The organism is Acetobacter senegalensis (genome assembly GCF_001499615.1).
Lineage (GTDB): Bacteria > Pseudomonadota > Alphaproteobacteria > Acetobacterales > Acetobacteraceae > Acetobacter > Acetobacter senegalensis.
Genome location: NZ_LN606600.1, coordinates 2,727,709 through 2,744,611, shown reverse-complemented (window position 1 = coordinate 2,744,611; position 16,903 = coordinate 2,727,709). Strand labels below are relative to the sequence as shown.

Genomic DNA, 16,903 nt, shown 5'->3' with positions numbered 1-16,903 from the left:
TCTGCCGCTCACTCATGCAGGAGCGGAGAGGCGGCTCCAGCCGTTCACTCCATAACGACCATACGAGGCCTTCGCGTATGACGCACTCTTCCCCCCTGAGAGAACTCACCCTGCGCGGGCTTATTCTCGGGGCCCTGATTACCGTCGTTTTTACGGCGTCAAACGTTTATCTGGGGCTACGCATAGGGCTTACCTTCGCCTCTTCCATCCCCGCAGCCGTTATTTCCATGGCTGTGCTGAAAGCACTGGGCAAAGGCACCATTCTTGAAAACAACATGGTGCAGAGTCAGGCCTCCGCCGCGGGCACCCTTTCCTGCGTGTTCGCCACTTTTCCCGGCCTGATCATGACCGGCATCTGGAGCAGTTTTCCATTCTGGCAGACCGCAGGACTTTCACTGGCTGGTGGCATTGCGGGGGTCTTGTTTACCATCCCCCTACGCCGCGCACTGGTGACAGAAAGCAGCCTCCCTTACCCGGAAGGTGTTGCCGCTGCGGAAATTTTACGGGCCGGAGCAGAAGACGGAAACAGCCGGAGCCTGGGCGCGCTGATCAGCGGCAGTGTGGTCGCAGCCCTGTTTACATTTGCCAGTAACGGTTTGCGAGTGCTGGCCGATACGGTCACCGTCACCACCAGCGCAGGTGCTGCAGTGTTTCAGGCCAGCGGGGGTCTTTCCCTCGCGCTGATCGGGGCCGGATATCTGGTTGGGCTGGCGGGAGGGCTGGCCATGCTGCTTGGATGCATACTGGCCTGGGGGCTTGGCGTGCCATGGCTGACAGCCTACATGCCCAACCCGGACCATCTAAGCGCCGCCGCCTTCGCGCAATCCATGTGGCTGCATAAGGTGCGCTTCATCGGGGCGGGTGCCATCGCCATGGCCTCTGTCTGGACGCTTGTGGAACTGATGGGGCCTGTGGCGCGTGGTTTGCGCTCCATGATTATGGCCAGCCGCGACCCACTGACCACCGATCGGGACCGGGATCTCTCTCCGCGCATGCTGGGGCTTCTGCTGTTGGTAACCGTGCTGTTGCTGGGCGGGTTTTTTGCAGCATTTCTGGCTCCAGTTGCTCATGGTATCTGGCCTGCCGTCATTGCTGCCGTGGCGTTCTGTGTGGTGTTCGGGTTCATCATGGCCGCTGCATGCGGCTACATGGCTGGAATTGTGGGGTCATCCTCATCCCCCATTTCCGGCATTGTGATTATTGCCGCTGTTCTTTCTGCCCTGATGATTATGGGGCTAGAAACCCTAGGGTTGATGCCTGCGGAACTGATGGCCAACAACCAGAAGCTGGCCATTGGTTTCACCATCCTGCTGCTCTCCGCCATTACCGCTATTGCCGCCATTTCCAATGATAATCTTCAGGATCTGAAAACCGGTCAGCTTGTGGGCGCATCGCCCTGGAAACAGCAGGTCGCGTTGATTGCAGGGTGTGTTGTGGGAGCGGCCGTCATTCCTCCCGTGCTCAATATTCTCTATCAGGCTTATGGGTTTGCTGGTGCCATGCCACGGCCCGGCATGGACCCCAGCCATGCCCTTTCCGCCCCGCAACCGGCATTGATCTCCTTGATTGCCAAAGGCATTTTTACCCAGTCTCTGGACTGGAGCATGCTCTCCGTGGGCATCGGGCTGGGCATAGGTCTGGTTATTCTTGATCTGTTGCTGCGCCGCCGCAAACTTTCCCTGCCGCCATTGGGTGTGGCTGTAGGGATTTATCTGCCGCCTTCTGTCAGCGTCACGCTGGCTGTGGGCGCGATCATGGGCTGGCTCCTGAAACGACGCATGGCGAAAAGCCACGCACAAACTGTGTCTTCTTCCGGCACGCAGACAGAACCTGCGGCTGAACATGACACCAGCGTTGGCACCATGTTGGCCTCTGGCTTTATTGTGGGCGAAAGCCTGACCGGGGTCGCACTCGCCATCTTTTCTGGCGCGTTGGGGAAAGACGATGCTCTCTCCATCGCCTCATGGTTGCCCGCCTCTGCCACAACCTTGATGGGCTTTCTTGTTTTTTGCGGAATTTGTTTCTGGTTCTCCCGCATGGTTCTGAAGACCGAACCCTCAAGCTGAGTCAGTCGCTTATTCTCTTATAGTCCCTGTGGTGTGGTGCAAAACCATACCACAGGGAAGTTGCCGCTCTCGCCATTTGCCAGACCGTCCTCCGGCGGACAAAGGACGCTAGCAAAAAACTCCTCCTCATCTTCCTTCTCACTCAACACCATCCATAGGTATGATGAGCATTGGTATGGAAAAAAGGTTTTCAGAACCGTCCTTTACCAGACTATTCAAACAGCCTCTTCATACGCCAGCCAAAGAAAGATCGTGACGCGGCTCAATCTGAAAAGCGCATTTGAAATGTAGGGGGGCAAGAAGAGAGACTAAGAACAATCTTGCCCAAGCCTTGCTCTTCCCCAACATACCACAAACAAAAAAGCGCCAGACACAAACGTCTGGCGCTTTTTCATAAACAAACCTGAAGAGAGACACATCAGGTTTGATAGAAGACTTTAGTAATTGGCGGAAAGCTGGAACAGAAATGCGCGCCCGATAGAAGGGGTAACACGGTTGCTGAACAGGTTGCCGTAGTTCAGGCGATTGGCAAGGTTGTAGCCATTCATAGCCACTCTCCAATGAGAGCCAAATTCGTGAGAAACCACGGCATCAAATTCCACATTCGCCGGAACACGTGCCGTATTGGCCGGATCAAGGAACACACCTTCACGCCATGTCACACCCCCACCAACAGTCAGGTTATACGGTGTTTTGGGTGCAATTTCGTAAGTGCTCCATACAGTCGCCTGATTCCGCGGAACATACTGAATCTGCTTACCAATATCGGCCAGCGTTCCCCCTGTGGTCTTGCTGTCATACCGCGCATAGGTGGCAATCATGTTCCAGTTTTTCAGGATCTGCCCCGACACACTCAGTTCCAGGCCCTGGTTCCGCTGAGTATCACCAGAATCCGTCACCTCTCCGCTGCTGGGGTCAGTCAGCATGGAGTTCCCTTTTTCCAGACGGAAAACAGATGCTGTAAAGCCAATCCGGTCATGAAAAGCTGAATATTTTGCCCCAATTTCGTAAAGTCTGCTGCGTTCGGGTTTAAACTTGGAGTTTTTGGGAGACAAAGGTTCGGAACTGTTGGTCACATACAACCCAAGCGGTGTCGTGGACTCAGCCCAGTTGAAATACACCATTGTATGATCATTCGGTGTGTACATCAGGCTGACATTGGGGTTGAACGTATCCTGCTTCTGGCCCAGATGCGTGTCAGGTGTGCTCGCAACACCGCCGGTGGCGTTATAATTGCTGCTCCAGTGATCCCACCGGAACCCTGCCTTGATAGAGAACCACGGCGCCAGCCATGCCTGTTCCGAGAAGAACGCTCCCACATCTGTTGCCGCACTTGTCTTCCATTCCTTACGGCCCACACCGTTTGGAATATTCACAAGATTTCCGGGGTTGAGTGATCCCACACCCACATCCAGACCCGGAATATAAGCCACAGGATTCAGCAGGTTCGCCCAGCGGCGGATAGCCGGATTATTATAGGCGTAATTCTGGCGGCGATCATAAATATGCTCAATATCAAAACCACCAATCATCTGGTGCTTGATACTGCCCGTGTTAAAATTGGCAACTGCCGAAGCCACATTCTGCACGGACCAGTCATTCTGCTGGTAAGGGTTCGGACCACCTACCCCACCAATACGGGAAACCACTGCATTTTGTGGGTTGGATGAAAACAGCGCTGATGTACACGTTGCATCACAGGATTCCTGCGAGGCAGAGAAGTAACGGCTGTAAAGACCGCCGCGCGTATCATTATACACCGTAACGTATTTGTTGAGCTCCCAATGCAGGCGGCCAGTCAACATATCAACGTTGGATGCGTCCTGATCAAATGTGGTGCCATACCAGTTGGTGCGGCGCACGCCATATTCCGTAACCGGCTTGCCATAACTGGCACCCGGTTTTTTTACAACCGGCACACCATAATCAGGAATACGGTTATCGGTCTGATGCAAATACTCGATGGTATAATTAACCTTTTTACCCAGCCCAAAAATGATGGACGGCGCAATACCCCAACGGTGGGAGTACACGGCATCACGCCCCACCATATTGCTCTCATTGCCCATGCCTGTGATGCGGAACGCAATGCTGTCTGTAATCTTGTGATTAAAATCCAGCGTGCCACGATAATAGGCCCCGCTCCCACCGGAGAAGCTGGCATTAACATGGTTCGCAGCAGTAGGTGTTTTGGTTGTAATATTGATCGCACCCCCTGTGGTGCCATTACCAAACACCTGTGAAGACGGCCCTTTGATGACCGTCACATGGTCATAATCAAAGCTGTCACGGGTATAAACACCAAAGTCACGCAAGCCATTTTCATAAATATCATTCTGCGCTGCAAAACCACGGATAAGGAACTGGTCCCCCGCCATGCCGCCTTCACCCTCCCCAACGGAAGCAGTAATCCCCGGCACATTTTTCAGCGCTTCATCAAGAGATTTCACGTTCTGCTGCTGCATGAGGATCTGCGGCACAACATCAATGGTCTGCGGCGTGTGCAAAACATCCTGCGGCATACGGCTCAAGCCAATAGGGGTCCGCAACGTGTTCATGGGAGACGCCGTTACTGTCCATTCTTCAGCTTCGGTGCCGTCCTGCCCTGCAATCAGGGTCGGACCATTCCCCTTTGCGTTGGCGAGCGTGGCTTTTGTACCCTGTGCGGCAGCAGGAGGCGTTGCGGCAACCGGCGCGGCTTTTACGCTGGCATCAGCATGCTGATGGTCCCTTTTATGATGCCGGTGGCCATGAGTTTTTGCATCTGTAAGGGAGTGATCCGCTGTTGCTGCGCACGCCTGATCTTCAGCCACACCAAACGCCGCAGTACACCCCAAAGTCAAACCCACTGCCAACGGCGCGGGCCGAAGACGCCGACGAACACTATATACACGCATGAACCGCACTACCTGCTTTAGGAAAATAGAATAGTGCTGTTATCCATAAATGATAATTATTCGCAAGTTCATTTAGGGAATACCAGAAAGTGATTCCTATTCTCATTCTCATAAAAAATTTTTTACTTTGTCAGAAAACCTTTTTATTTCCTCAATTTCTCGGGATATCTGGTATCAAATCCGTTACAAAGCATATCTAACCGTCAAATACTGCATAGCTCCCTCAAAAACGCTTTCCGGAAGAGCATTACTTCGCTTTTGAAATGAAGAAGAACTGACCATTCCTATGCGCAACGCATGAGATCTCATCTGTCTCAGATCTATTTGGAAAGACAGCGATTGAAGGCAAGGCACGAAATTTTTGAACCTGAACAAACCGATATGTAAGCCGCTGTGCGGAGCCCTTAAAACGAAAAATGGATGCATTTTACGTCAAAGAAGACCCGTTATGCCTATACCGAGGCGTTTCAAGCAGGCTCCTGCACATACGCCCTGTCCGCAAAGTCCAATCCTCATTCTTGTGTCCGCCGCTCCATGCCTTCAAAGCGGCGCTCCATCTCAGATTAATCAGGAGGCCCTCTTTCCTCCCTTTTCTGTTCAGGACGGTCGCCGCTGCGTGTTTTGCCCCGTCTCTCCGTAAGGTGACAAAGGGGCAACCTGTTAGCCTCTCGCCTTTCGGGCCAGGATGCGCGAAAACCAAGACAAAGACCTATCCGTGCATAGCCAGTATCAAGAGAAACAAGGACCAGAAAAAACCGTGCTGCTGAATGTGATTGAACGAGGCCCCGAAAACCCGACAGAAGCCCCCCATCTGCCGCCGATTGCACTATTGCATGGCATGTTCGGGCGCGCGCGGAATCTGGGCTTTGTGCAACGGCGGTTGGCCACCACACGCCGCACACTGGCGCTTGACCTCCGCAACCACGGAGAAAGCCCTCATGGGCCAGTCACCTATCAGGCCATGGCGGATGATGTGCTGGAAACATTGCAGCATCACAATGCTTTACCCGCCATGATACTGGGGCATTCCATGGGCGGCAAAACAGCCATGATGCTGGCCCTGACACACCCCACGCAGGTTCATAGTCTGGTGGTGGTGGATATCGCCCCCGCGCAGGGTGGTTTTACCCGCATGGATATTCCGGCCGGGCTGGAAAATCTGGAATTCCCCCCCACACTGGACCTTGCCGGGGCAAACGCGCTGCTGCGCCCCCTTATCCCGAATGAGTCTGTCCGGCAGTTGATGATCCAGAACATGCGGCTGGGAGATCACCCTGGCTGGCAGATCGGTCTGCACGACATCATGGCCGGATTACCTGCCATCATGGGGTGGCCAGATCTGCCGGAAAACTGCGTTTATAACGGTCCGACACTCTTTATCCGGGGGGAAATCTCTCCCTATATCCAGCCCCGCAACTATCCCGTCATGCGCAGGCTTTTTCCGCACCATACGCTGGAAACCATAAGTGGCGCGGGGCACTGGGTCCATGCCGACGCACCAAGACGGTTTGCTGAACTAGTGGAAGAGTTCTCAAAACTCTAAAGGGCGAATTTCTCCTTTACAGCCCTAAGCCTTCTACCGTGCGGCCAGCCATATCCAGGGCGACCGCTTCTGCAATGCGGATACCGTCTATTCCGGCGGAAAGAATACCACCTGCATATCCGGCGCCCTCCCCTGCTGGGTAGAGGCCCGGTGTGCCTATGGATTGCCCATCCTGCCCGCGAGGCAGGCGCACGGGAGAGGACGTACGGGTCTCGACACCTGTCATAACCGCGTCTTCCATAGCGAACCCGCGCAGCTTCCGATCAAAACGCGGCAACGCCTCCCGCAGGGCTTCCACTGCAAAATCCGGCAGGCAGGTTGAAAGATCCGTGGGCGTTACGCCGGGTTTGTAGGATGGCACAACATTCCCCAATGTGGTGGAGGGTCGTCCGGCCAGAAAATCCCCCACACGCTGGGCGGGAGCGTTGTAATTGCAGCCGCCAGCCACAAAGGCCTGTCGCTCCCAATGGCGCTGGAAATCAATGCCTGCCAGCGGATCATCCGGATAATCCTCACCGGGGCGCAGATCCACCACCATGCCGGAATTGGCGTTTCGTTCCGCACGGGAATACTGGCTCATCCCGTTGGTGACCACCTGCCCGATTTCGGACGTAGCGGCCACAACCGTACCACCAGGACACATACAGAAAGAATACACCCCACGTCCGTTACTGGCATGATGCACCAGCCTATATTCAGCCGCCCCCAGAAGCTTGTTGCCTGCACTCGGCCCGAACTGGGCGGTATCAATGACCGATTGCGGGTGTTCAATCCGCACCCCGATGGAAAACGGCTTGGCCTGCATCTCCACACCTGCGTCCCGCAGCATGGCAAACGTATCACGGGCACTGTGGCCCACGGCCATAACCACATGATCCGCCTCTATCACGTCACCAGCAGCCGTGCGCACGCCTTTTATCCGGCGTGTTCCATCCTCCAGAACCAGTCCGTCCACACGGGTGCCAAAGCGATACTCCCCTCCGGCGGCCTCAATCTCTGCGCGGATATGCTCGACCATGGAAACCAGCCGAAACGTGCCAATATGCGGGTGCGCCAGATAGAGAATTTCCTCCGGGGCTCCGGCTTTTACAAACTCCTCCAGCACGCGGCGGCCCAGAAAGCGTGGGTCCCGCACCTGACTATACAGCTTGCCGTCCGAGAACGTTCCTGCCCCGCCTTCTCCAAACTGCACGTTGCTTTCCGGTGTCAGCTCCCCGCGCCGCCACAGGGCAAACGTATCCACGGTGCGTTCGCGCACCACCTTGCCACGCTCCAGCAGCAAAGGCCGCAACCCCATGCGCGCCAGCATCAGCGCGGCCATGAACCCGCAGGGGCCAGCGCCTATCACGATTGGGCGTTTATATTCCGCCTTGCCCGCCAGTTCTGCGCCCTGCTCCACCGCCACCGGCTGCCGCCAGGACATATCCGGCGCTATGGTCACATGGGGGTTGGTCGGGTGAGCCGCCTGAAAACGTGCCAGAACGGCAGCTTCGTTCTTCACCACGCAGTCAACGGTGTACACAAGCTTGATGGCGCTCCGCCGCCGCGCATCATGCCCGCGCCGAAACACGCTAACACTTTCCAGCTCATCCAGAGCCAGCGCAAGGCGCTCGCGCACCGCTTCCTCCAGCGCCTGTGGAGGATGATCAAGTGGAAGCCGCAGTTCGGTCAGTCGAAGCATGGCGTGACCTTCATCAGATGTGATAGGACAAAACTCAGAATAAGGGAGCCCGGGCTTCCTATGCCGGACAGCGTCTGAACGCAACGGCATGGTGGCACTCCAGCCCGCAAGGATGCAGCGTTTCATGGCCGACACCACTCCACAGAACCCGCACAACACGGACAGAACCGCCCCCGCCGCACCCCCTGTTCCTGAGGATTCTGATCACACGCCCCACACAGATCACGCAGGCTGCCACCACGGAACGAAACAGACCGCTGACGGGCCTCAGGACTCCTTAGGGGCGCCAACAGGCACTGAAACGCCAGCCCACACACACACTGGCCATCAGGATGAGTCTGATCATCTGGACCACGGACATGAGGCCTGCGCGCACGATCACGCCGAAGCAGAACAGCCCCATGGCTCGGCTGATCTCCATACCCATGATCATCCGCATGACGCGCATACTACCGGGAGCGATCATGATGATGATCACCATCATGATCATGCTGGCCACGACCATCACCACGGATTTGGCCATCATCATGTTCATGCGCCTGCTTCCTTTGGCACAGCTTTTGCCATCGGCATCACGCTCAATCTGGTCTATCTGGCAGCCGAAGCCCTGTGGGGCATATTCTCTCACTCTCTGGCGCTGCTGGCCGATGCTGGGCATAATTTGTCCGATGTGCTGGCACTGGCTGCTGCATGGCTGGCGGAAAAACTGTCCCAACGGTCCCCGTCCGCCCGTTTCACATACGGGCTTCGGCGCTCTTCCATTCTGGCAGCACTTTCAAACGCCGTGATCCTGCTGGTTGTGACGGGAGGGGTAGCGTGGGAATCCGTTGGTCGCCTGCTGGAACCGGGTCCCGTGGCGGGCAAGACCGTCATGATTGTGGCGGCTGTTGGCATTCTGGTGAATGGCGGCACCGCCATGCTGTTCGCCTCCGGCCAGAAAGATGACCTGAACATTCGCGGCGCCTTTCTGCATATGATGGCAGATGCCGTCACCTCTCTGGCGGTGGTGATTGCTGGCGGGCTGGTTCTGCTGACCGGCCTGAACTGGATAGACCCTGCCGTCAGTCTGGCCATTTCCGCGCTGGTGGTGCTGACCACATGGGGTCTGCTCCGCGATTCCGTGGATATGGCACTGGATGCCGTGCCCCGCTCTATCGACCATGCTGCGGTAGAGGACTTCTTGCGGACTGTTCCCGGTGTTGCCGATCTTCATGACCTGCATATCTGGCCCATCAGCACCACCGAAACCGCGCTTACGGTTCATCTGGTGCTCGTCTCTACGCCTCTTCCCACCGCCTCAGCTCAAACGGCCCTGTTGCAGGATGTGGTCGAGGGGCTACGCTCTCGTTTCAGCATTGCCCATCCAACCGTGCAGATCGAGGAAGCCTGCTATGCTCCTTCCTGCCATCTGATAGACCCGCATACTGTCTGAATACGTTGTTCCGCCCTACCAGCTCCCGTTCTCGTTTCGCATAAAAGGTTCCGCCTGTTTTGACCTTGCGTCTCCCTCTTCCTGAAAGCAACAAAGGCATTGCAGCGTGCAGCCTTGTTATCAGTCTTGTCGCGCTGGGGCTGAAATACGCCGCATGGGCCGTTAGCGGCAGCGTGGCGCTGTATTCCGATGCCGTGGAAACCATCATCAACGTGGTCGCAGCGGTCGGGGGACTGTGGGCTCTGGCTGTGTCTGAACGTCCGGCTGACCACAATCATACCTATGGCCATTACAAGGCCGAATATCTTTCCGCCGTGGCGGAAGGTACACTGGTTCTGGTGACAGCGTTCATTATCGGGCGGGAAGCTGTGGAGGGGTGGTTACACCCTCATCCCGCACTGGCTCCTTATGCAGGTGTGGCGCTGAACGGCATTGCCACCTTGGTCAATCTGGGCTGGGGCCTGACCATGCTTCAGGCAGGGCGCGCACGCCGCTCCCCTGCTCTGGTGGCAGGCGGCCAACATGTGCTTTCTGATGTGTGGACAGGCGTTGGGTTGGTGGTCGGTATTTTGCTAATTCCGCTGACAGGCTGGGTACGGCTGGATGCCGTGCTGGCAGGGCTGATTGCCCTGAACGTGCTCCGCGTCGGCTGGAACGTGATGAAAGACTCCATTGCAGGGCTAATGGATCAGGCTCCAGACCCTGAGACACTGGATCAGATCCGTGAAGTCATTGCCGATAACGGACGCGGAGCCATAGAAGCGCATGATATCCGTACCCGTGTGGTCGGAGCCATGACCTTCCTTGATTTCCACCTGGTCGTGCCCGGCAGCATGAGCGTGCATGATGCGCACGAGATCTGTGACCGGATTGAAAACGCCCTGCGTGGCAAGATGGGCAATACCTTGGTGCATATTCATGTAGAGCCAGACAACAAGGCAAAACATGAAGGGATTGTGTTCTGGCCCCGGCCCGAAACACCCGTCAGTAACAAAGCTTAAGTTGCGATTGAAAACAGTCTCTCCCAACGGACTGACGGTTCGTCTAGCGTCTATATGAGGCAGATGTGCGCCCCTATGGCCTCGCAGGGTCTGTCAGGTCCATCTGGACGGTTCAAAAAACCCGTCCTTTTCGGTCACTTCAGAATCATAACCGACTGATGTTGCTCCTGACAGAAAAGTCCGGACAGGAAGCCTTTGACCCCTCCTGTTGTTCAGCCGCAACAACTCTTCCCCATCTGACTTTTTCAAACGCCTCTTGAGCGCTGTTTTCTGCGATGATTAGCGAAATTCCCCTCTCTGACCGCATGTCACGGCGGGCACCATGCATTTCCCTCATGAACAACCATTATAAAGAAAGACTTTGCTTTCTTCACAAAAGGAGCGTGTTACAAGGCTTCTAATATTTTCTCGGACTTTCAGGATAGTCTCATGCCCGCCAGCGTGACAGTCACCACTGCTCATCTTCGCCATATCCGTGAGCAGACCAAAGCCGGCACCGTCAACTGGCGGCGCAAGCTCATCTACTGGTCCGGTGGCGTCATGGTGGGGATTGTGGCCGTTGCCTTCGCCGCGCTGGCGGACAAGGCGGCTGATGTGCGCAACCACATTATCGCCCTCAGCCCTTGGCTGATGCTGATTGTCACCCCAGGAGGGCTCGCGCTCTCCACGTGGCTGACGCGCAAATGGTTCAGAGGCGCGCAGGGAAGCGGTATTCCTCAAGCCATTGCCTGCATGCATCTGCACGATTTCCGTGTGGTTGACCGTGTTCTTTCCCTTAAAATCGCCATCGCCAAAATTTTTCTGACCACTCTTGGGCTTCTCTCCGGCGCATCCATCGGGCGAGAAGGTCCCTCCGTGCAGGTCGGCGCTGCCATCATGCATACGGTCGGCCGGTTTATTGGTGTTAATGACCCTACACGCCAGCATGCGCTCATCAAGGCTGGCGGGGCAGCGGGGGTTGCCGCCGCGTTCAACACGCCATTGGCCGGAATTGTATTTGGTATTGAAGAACTGGCCCATTCCTATGAACAACGCACCAGTGGCACCATGCTCACCTGCGTGGTTCTGGCCGGTGTGACAGCCATCGCGCTGGTGGGAAATTATACCTATTTCGGCCACACAGATTCCGTGGTGCCAGTTGGCATCAGTTGGCTTGCGGTTCTGGCATGCGGGATCATGGGCGGCGTAAGCGGCGGCATGTTCTCCGCCCTGCTCATCCGCATCTCACGCGGCATTCCAGGCAAATTCGGAAAATTCGTTGCCACCCGGCCCATCACCTTTGCCGCCCTGTGTGGTCTGGTGCTTGCCATTATTGGTCTTCTCTCCGGTGGCATGACCTACGGAACAGGCTACCTTCAGGCCCGTGATATCATTATGGGGGACGAGCACTACCCAGCCTCCTATTTTGTGCTGAAATGTCTTGCCACCATTGTTTCCTATTGTTCCGGCATTCCGGGCGGTCTTTTTGCCCCTTCTCTCTCCGTGGGCGCAGGCATGGGCGGCTGGATTGCACAGTTCCTGCCCCACACCACCCCGGGCGCAGTTGTGCTACTGGGAACGGCGGCCTACTTCGCGGCTGTCACCCAATCTCCCCTAACGGCAACCGTTATTGTGATGGAAATGTGTGACAACCAGCAGGTCACTCTCGCTCTGCTGGCCAGCGCGTTTCTGGCGTTTGGTGTCTCCCGCGCCATTTGCAGCCACGCCCTTTACGGCGCACTGGCGGTCAAGTTCCTGCGGTCTGCCAACCCACGCCCCGGTATGTCCACCCGTCCCGCCACAGCCACGGATACCGCGCGCTGATTTCAGCTTCTGGAATGGAACAAGCGTCTACAAACAAAAAGGGAGCTCTGCATTAACAGAGCTCCCTTTTCTGTTTTAGTGTGAAACGGTTACCAGGTTTTACAGGCTGGCAACTTTCTGTTCCGTCTGCTCGCCTTCCAGCACGTAGGGACCAGCGGCAATAATCTGCACACTCAGCATGGCCAGCGCACCCGGCGTACGCTCAACCAGCGGAATTTCAGCATGCCCTGCTGTCCAGCGCATGCTGTGGTCAGCGTCCACACCATGCCAACCCTGCAAGTTTGCATCCTGCATGATGTTTTCCAGATTGCGGGCAGCACCGACCCCTTCCTGCAGGCTCATGTTGCTCACCAGAACACCCAACTGACGCCGGTCATCCACAAACGGACCAATTGTATCAGCCGGACGGCTGGTACGAGACACCAACCAGACGCGATCAATACCCGGCGGCAGCATGAAGAACACCTTGCCGTTCTGTTCACGAGCCTTGCGAATGATAGCACCGTTTTCTGTCACCAGATGCACGTCAGCATCATTGGTCACAACGCGTGCGGGGGTAACAGCTTCAATTCCGGCATGCTTTGCGCGGGCTTCAATCTTGCGGAAAATAGGTTCCACAACAGCCTGCGCCACAACCAGTGGCGCAGCAGCATCTTCCGCCCATGTACGAACGGTCTTGTGGGAGCCAGCATTGAGGCTGACAACAGTGCCTTCCTGCCGGAAAGAACCCCGGTTGCCGGTATCCAGATAGCTTTCCGTCATCACACCATCCGCCACAATAACGGAATGCTGCTCGGTTTCGATGTGATAGTAATCGTAAGATGTAATGGAGTGATCATAGAAAATGGATGCACCATTCACCAGCATGCGCACAGGCGTAAACAGACCATTGAAGAACAGGCAATGTTCTGGTGTCACCAGCATGTCTTTGTAGGGGACACCTTCCGCCAGCGCGTCTTTCAGAATACGCACCGGATACCCGGCTTCATCGTCCGGCAGACCAGCCTTGACCGCAACACGCGTCTTGCCAGCCCACACCACTTTCCGAACCACCTGCTGCCCATCCACATAAGCAACAACACTGTCTCCCACCTGAATATCCTGAACAGCAACATCCCCTTCAGGAGTGCGGATCATGGAGTCAGAGAGGAAGCAGGCACCGATATAAGTATTGCCGTTTGCATAAGTAATTTTAAGGGGATTTGTTGCCAAATCTTGTGAATTTACAGAATTATTATACGTTCCTGTAGGAACATTAGCACCATCTGCAATCGTCACAGAATAACTTGCAATATCATTACCATCACTTCCTTGAAGGGTAATGGTACGAGATGTTCCTGAACCAGAGATTACATAACCTGAAACAGGCGCTACCGTATTGTCGATCTCAATTGTATCGTACTGAGGATCATAACCAGTAATTGACGTTCCAGAAAGATTAAGAAGCTTATGGTCACCGTTCAGAACAAGGGTGCCGCCCCCAGTTGTAAAGTTGACAGTCGTGCCTTGAAGAAGACTGACAAGCTGGGTCGAGCCGTCGTATTTGCCACCATAACCGATATTAATATTTGAACCAGCAAGGGCACCCGCAACAATCCCACCTGAGAATGATGCAATGCCGCCATAAATATTTACTGTAGATACTGTTGCCGCATTAATTGCAAAATTAATATCTGTCGTACCACCAATAGTAAAGGTGGGAACAGAAGCTAATCCGATAAGAAAGTTAATAGTACCACTTGAACCAGGGGTAGATACCCACTGCCCCCCCAGAACAGACACTAAGCTACCATTACTTGCGTTCGTGCCTGTCTGAATATTATACTGCAATAAAGCACCATCAGGGACACCCGTTAATGTCTGGATTGTCGCCCCTGAGGAATCTTTGATTGTTACAGTTGAATTTCCTGTTTTTGCCCCGAATAGTCCAGTCTCATCAGTAATGGTCCACGTCGTTTCGACGATTTTATTACCATTGGCATCAAGAACTGGAGTTCCATCTGGGTTCGTTTCGTATGTATGATAAGTTCCTGCGCTGCTCATGCTGCCATTCCCTTTTATCAGGACACGTCACTCATGATGTGTCGATAATTATCAAAGGAGCCGCCTCCTCTTCTTTGAGTTACATAATTCCAAATAATTAATTTAACGTTACTGAAATCCCTAATATTGCGATTCGCTTTGATTTTTTCTAACGCGTTTTTTCTTTACTTCTTCTGCGCCTCGGCAAAACGCAGGTTACACAGCAAACAGGCCGCCTTCCTCCGCCCTGTCACGCAGCTTTCTTCCCTACTCTGGTGTGATGCGGCACCGCGCCCTATATGAGAGGCACCTGTTTCTGTTAACGGAGGCCCTGTTATTCATGTCTGATGCGCCCCTTCCTTCTGATACTCAGGACGCACTTGTTCCTGTTACCGTGCTCACGGGTTTTCTGGGTGCTGGCAAAACCACCCTGCTCAACCATATTCTGACCGCCGAACACGGCCGCAAATATGCTGTTGTGATTAACGAATACGGTGAACTCGGTGTGGATAATGACCTTGTGGTCGATGCCGATGAAGAAGTGTTCGAGATGAACAATGGCTGCATCTGCTGCACCGTGCGCGGAGACCTGATCCGTATTCTGGGTGGTTTGATGAAGCGCCGTGGCAAGTTTGACGGCATTATTATTGAAACCACGGGCCTGGCAGACCCCGCCCCCGTGGCCCAGACCTTCTTTGCGGATGAAGACGTACGCGCCAAAACGCGGCTGGATGCTGTGGTGACGGTGGTGGATGCCCTGAATATCCTGCAAACCCTGAAGGAAAGTCCGGAAGCGCATCAGCAGATTGCATTTGCCGATGTCATGATTCTGAACAAGACAGATCTGGTAGATGATGCACAGTTGAAACAGGTGGAAGACACCCTGCGCAGCATCAATGCCATTGCCCCCATCCATCGTGCCCAGAAAGGCAACGTGAAGCTGACGGACGTTATGGACCGCGGTGGCTTTGATCTTCAGCGCGTTCTGGAACATATGCCGGACTTTCTGGAAAACCCGGAACACCACCATGAAGAGGATCTGAGCAGCGTTTCCCTGACCGTGAAGACCCCGCTGGATGCAGGCAAATTCCAGATGTGGATTGGTGCACTGCTTCAGGAAAAAGGAGCAGACATTCTGCGCACCAAGGGGATTCTGAATTTTGAGGGCCAGCCTGACCGCTTTGCCTTTCAGGCCGTGCACATGATGGCGGATGGCAATAACATCGGCCCATGGAAAGAAGGTGAACCCCGCGAATCCCGTCTGGTGTTCATTGGCCGCAACCTCAACCGGCCCCAGCTCCGCCGTGGGCTTGAAAGCTGTGCCGTAGCATGAGCGAGACCCTGACCCTGCGTGGCCTGATTGAAAAACGGGGCGCATCCCGCGTGGTGGAAGGCCATATCACATCTTGCGCTGCCTCCCGCGATCATCAACGCTTCGCCTTCACCACAGGCGAAGGGGATGTGATTGTCGCCCATCGGAGCGATCTGACTGATGCGGCAAGCTGGAATACCTATGCGGTGCATGATGGCCCAGCCCTCTCCGTAGCACCCGACACCGACCCGCATGGTTTTTTAACGGGTGGTGATGATGGGCGCCTGTGCCGTCTGGACATGCACGGGGAGATTGAGGAACTGGGCAAAAGCCGCCGGTGGGTGGAGCATGTGCTCAGTTATGTGGACGGCAAAGCGTCCTACATTGCTGCCGCCATGGGCAAGCAGGTTGAACTGCGGGACGCTACCGGACGCACCGTGTTAAAAACGTTCGAGCATCCCTCCTCCGTGTCCGGCATCACGTTTGACGCCAAGGGCAAGCGGCTTGCGGCCTCACACTATAACGGCGCTTCGCTGTGGTACACGCAGTCCAAGAGCAACAACCCGCGCCTGCTGGAATGGAAAGGCAGCCATATTGGTATTGCCATGCACCCGCAGGGCGAAGCGTTGGTGACTGCCATGCAGGATAATGATCTGCACGGGTGGCGGCTGTCTGATGGCCACAACATCCGCATGAGCGGCTACCCCACCAAAGTCCGCTCGCTCTCTTTTTCGGCCAACGGTAAGTGGTTGGCCACCAGTGGGGCGGATGTAGTGGTCATGTGGCCGTTCTTTGGCGGTGGCCCCATGGGCAAACCGCCAATGGAGCTGCCCGGTGCCGGTGGCGCGCTGTGCACCCGTGTGGCGTTTCACCCGGAGCAGGAAGTTGTTGCAGCAGGATTTGCCGATGGTACGGTGCTTATGATTGAACCTGCCACGGAACGAGTGCTACCAGTCTCCTTGGGCGGTAATGGTCCCATAAGTGCTCTGGCCTATAGCGCAGATGGCTGCATGCTGGGTTTTGGCACGGAAGAAGGACTGATCGGTCTGGTCGATCTGGCCGCTGCCTGACGCAGGTCTGCCAGACCGTGTGCGTCTGGCAGACAACATTTGCGTGACCTCAAGAAGCAGTGCGTTGCGTCTATCC

Annotated in this window: 10 protein-coding genes; 7 read left to right on the top strand and 3 right to left on the bottom strand. The window is 55.4% G+C overall.

From position 1 onward, the window contains the following. Positions 1-77: 77 nt before the first annotated feature. Positions 78-2,066, top strand: coding sequence for an OPT family oligopeptide transporter (locus ASN_RS12785; protein ID WP_058988404.1), 1,989 nt, complete (start codon positions 78-80; stop codon positions 2,064-2,066). Positions 2,067-2,503: 437 nt separating this feature from the next. Here the strand turns inward: ASN_RS12785 and ASN_RS12780 are convergent, their stop codons facing one another. Next, entirely contained in the window at positions 2,504-4,963 is a 2,460-nt protein-coding gene (locus ASN_RS12780; RefSeq protein WP_058988403.1) for a TonB-dependent receptor, read from the bottom strand. Positions 4,964-5,720: 757 nt separating this feature from the next. On the opposite strand from ASN_RS12780, the gene ASN_RS12775 reads away from it, so the two are divergent. Continuing rightward, complete coding sequence (locus ASN_RS12775; RefSeq protein ID WP_058989327.1) at positions 5,721-6,506, top strand: alpha/beta fold hydrolase; 786 nt, start codon at positions 5,721-5,723, stop codon at positions 6,504-6,506. Between the two features lie 16 nt (positions 6,507-6,522). On the opposite strand, the gene ASN_RS12770 is transcribed toward ASN_RS12775, so the two are convergent. After that, complete coding sequence (locus ASN_RS12770; protein ID WP_058989326.1) at positions 6,523-8,187, bottom strand: NAD(P)/FAD-dependent oxidoreductase; 1,665 nt, start codon at positions 8,185-8,187, stop codon at positions 6,523-6,525. A gap of 124 nt (positions 8,188-8,311) precedes the next feature. On the opposite strand from ASN_RS12770, the gene ASN_RS12765 reads away from it, so the two are divergent. From ASN_RS12765 to ASN_RS12750, 3 genes are all read left to right on the top strand, one after another. Next, positions 8,312-9,619, top strand: a complete 1,308-nt coding sequence (locus ASN_RS12765) for a cation diffusion facilitator family transporter (RefSeq protein WP_231948208.1) — start codon at positions 8,312-8,314, stop codon at positions 9,617-9,619. Positions 9,620-9,678: 59 nt separating this feature from the next. Further along, positions 9,679-10,620: a cation diffusion facilitator family transporter gene (locus ASN_RS12760; protein ID WP_082666682.1), complete on the top strand. Its 942-nt coding sequence runs from the start codon at positions 9,679-9,681 to the stop codon at positions 10,618-10,620. 429 nt (positions 10,621-11,049) lie between these two features. Continuing rightward, positions 11,050-12,423: a chloride channel protein gene (locus tag ASN_RS12750; protein ID WP_058988401.1), complete on the top strand. Its 1,374-nt coding sequence runs from the start codon at positions 11,050-11,052 to the stop codon at positions 12,421-12,423. A gap of 99 nt (positions 12,424-12,522) precedes the next feature. On the opposite strand, the gene ASN_RS12745 is transcribed toward ASN_RS12750, so the two are convergent. Beyond that, positions 12,523-14,466 (bottom strand): Hint domain-containing protein, encoded by a 1,944-nt coding sequence (locus ASN_RS12745; protein ID WP_058988400.1) that lies wholly within the window; start codon positions 14,464-14,466, stop codon positions 12,523-12,525. Positions 14,467-14,785: 319 nt separating this feature from the next. Between ASN_RS12745 and ASN_RS12740 the strand changes: the two genes are divergently transcribed. Next, positions 14,786-15,778, top strand: coding sequence for a CobW family GTP-binding protein (locus tag ASN_RS12740; RefSeq protein ID WP_035377991.1), 993 nt, complete (start codon positions 14,786-14,788; stop codon positions 15,776-15,778). After that, positions 15,775-16,827 carry a WD40 repeat domain-containing protein gene (locus tag ASN_RS12735; protein WP_006558113.1) on the top strand — a complete coding sequence of 351 codons (1,053 nt, stop codon included), beginning with the start codon at positions 15,775-15,777 and terminating at the stop codon, positions 16,825-16,827. Before ASN_RS12740 ends, ASN_RS12735 begins: the two co-directional genes overlap by 4 nt. Positions 16,828-16,903: the final 76 nt, after the last annotated feature.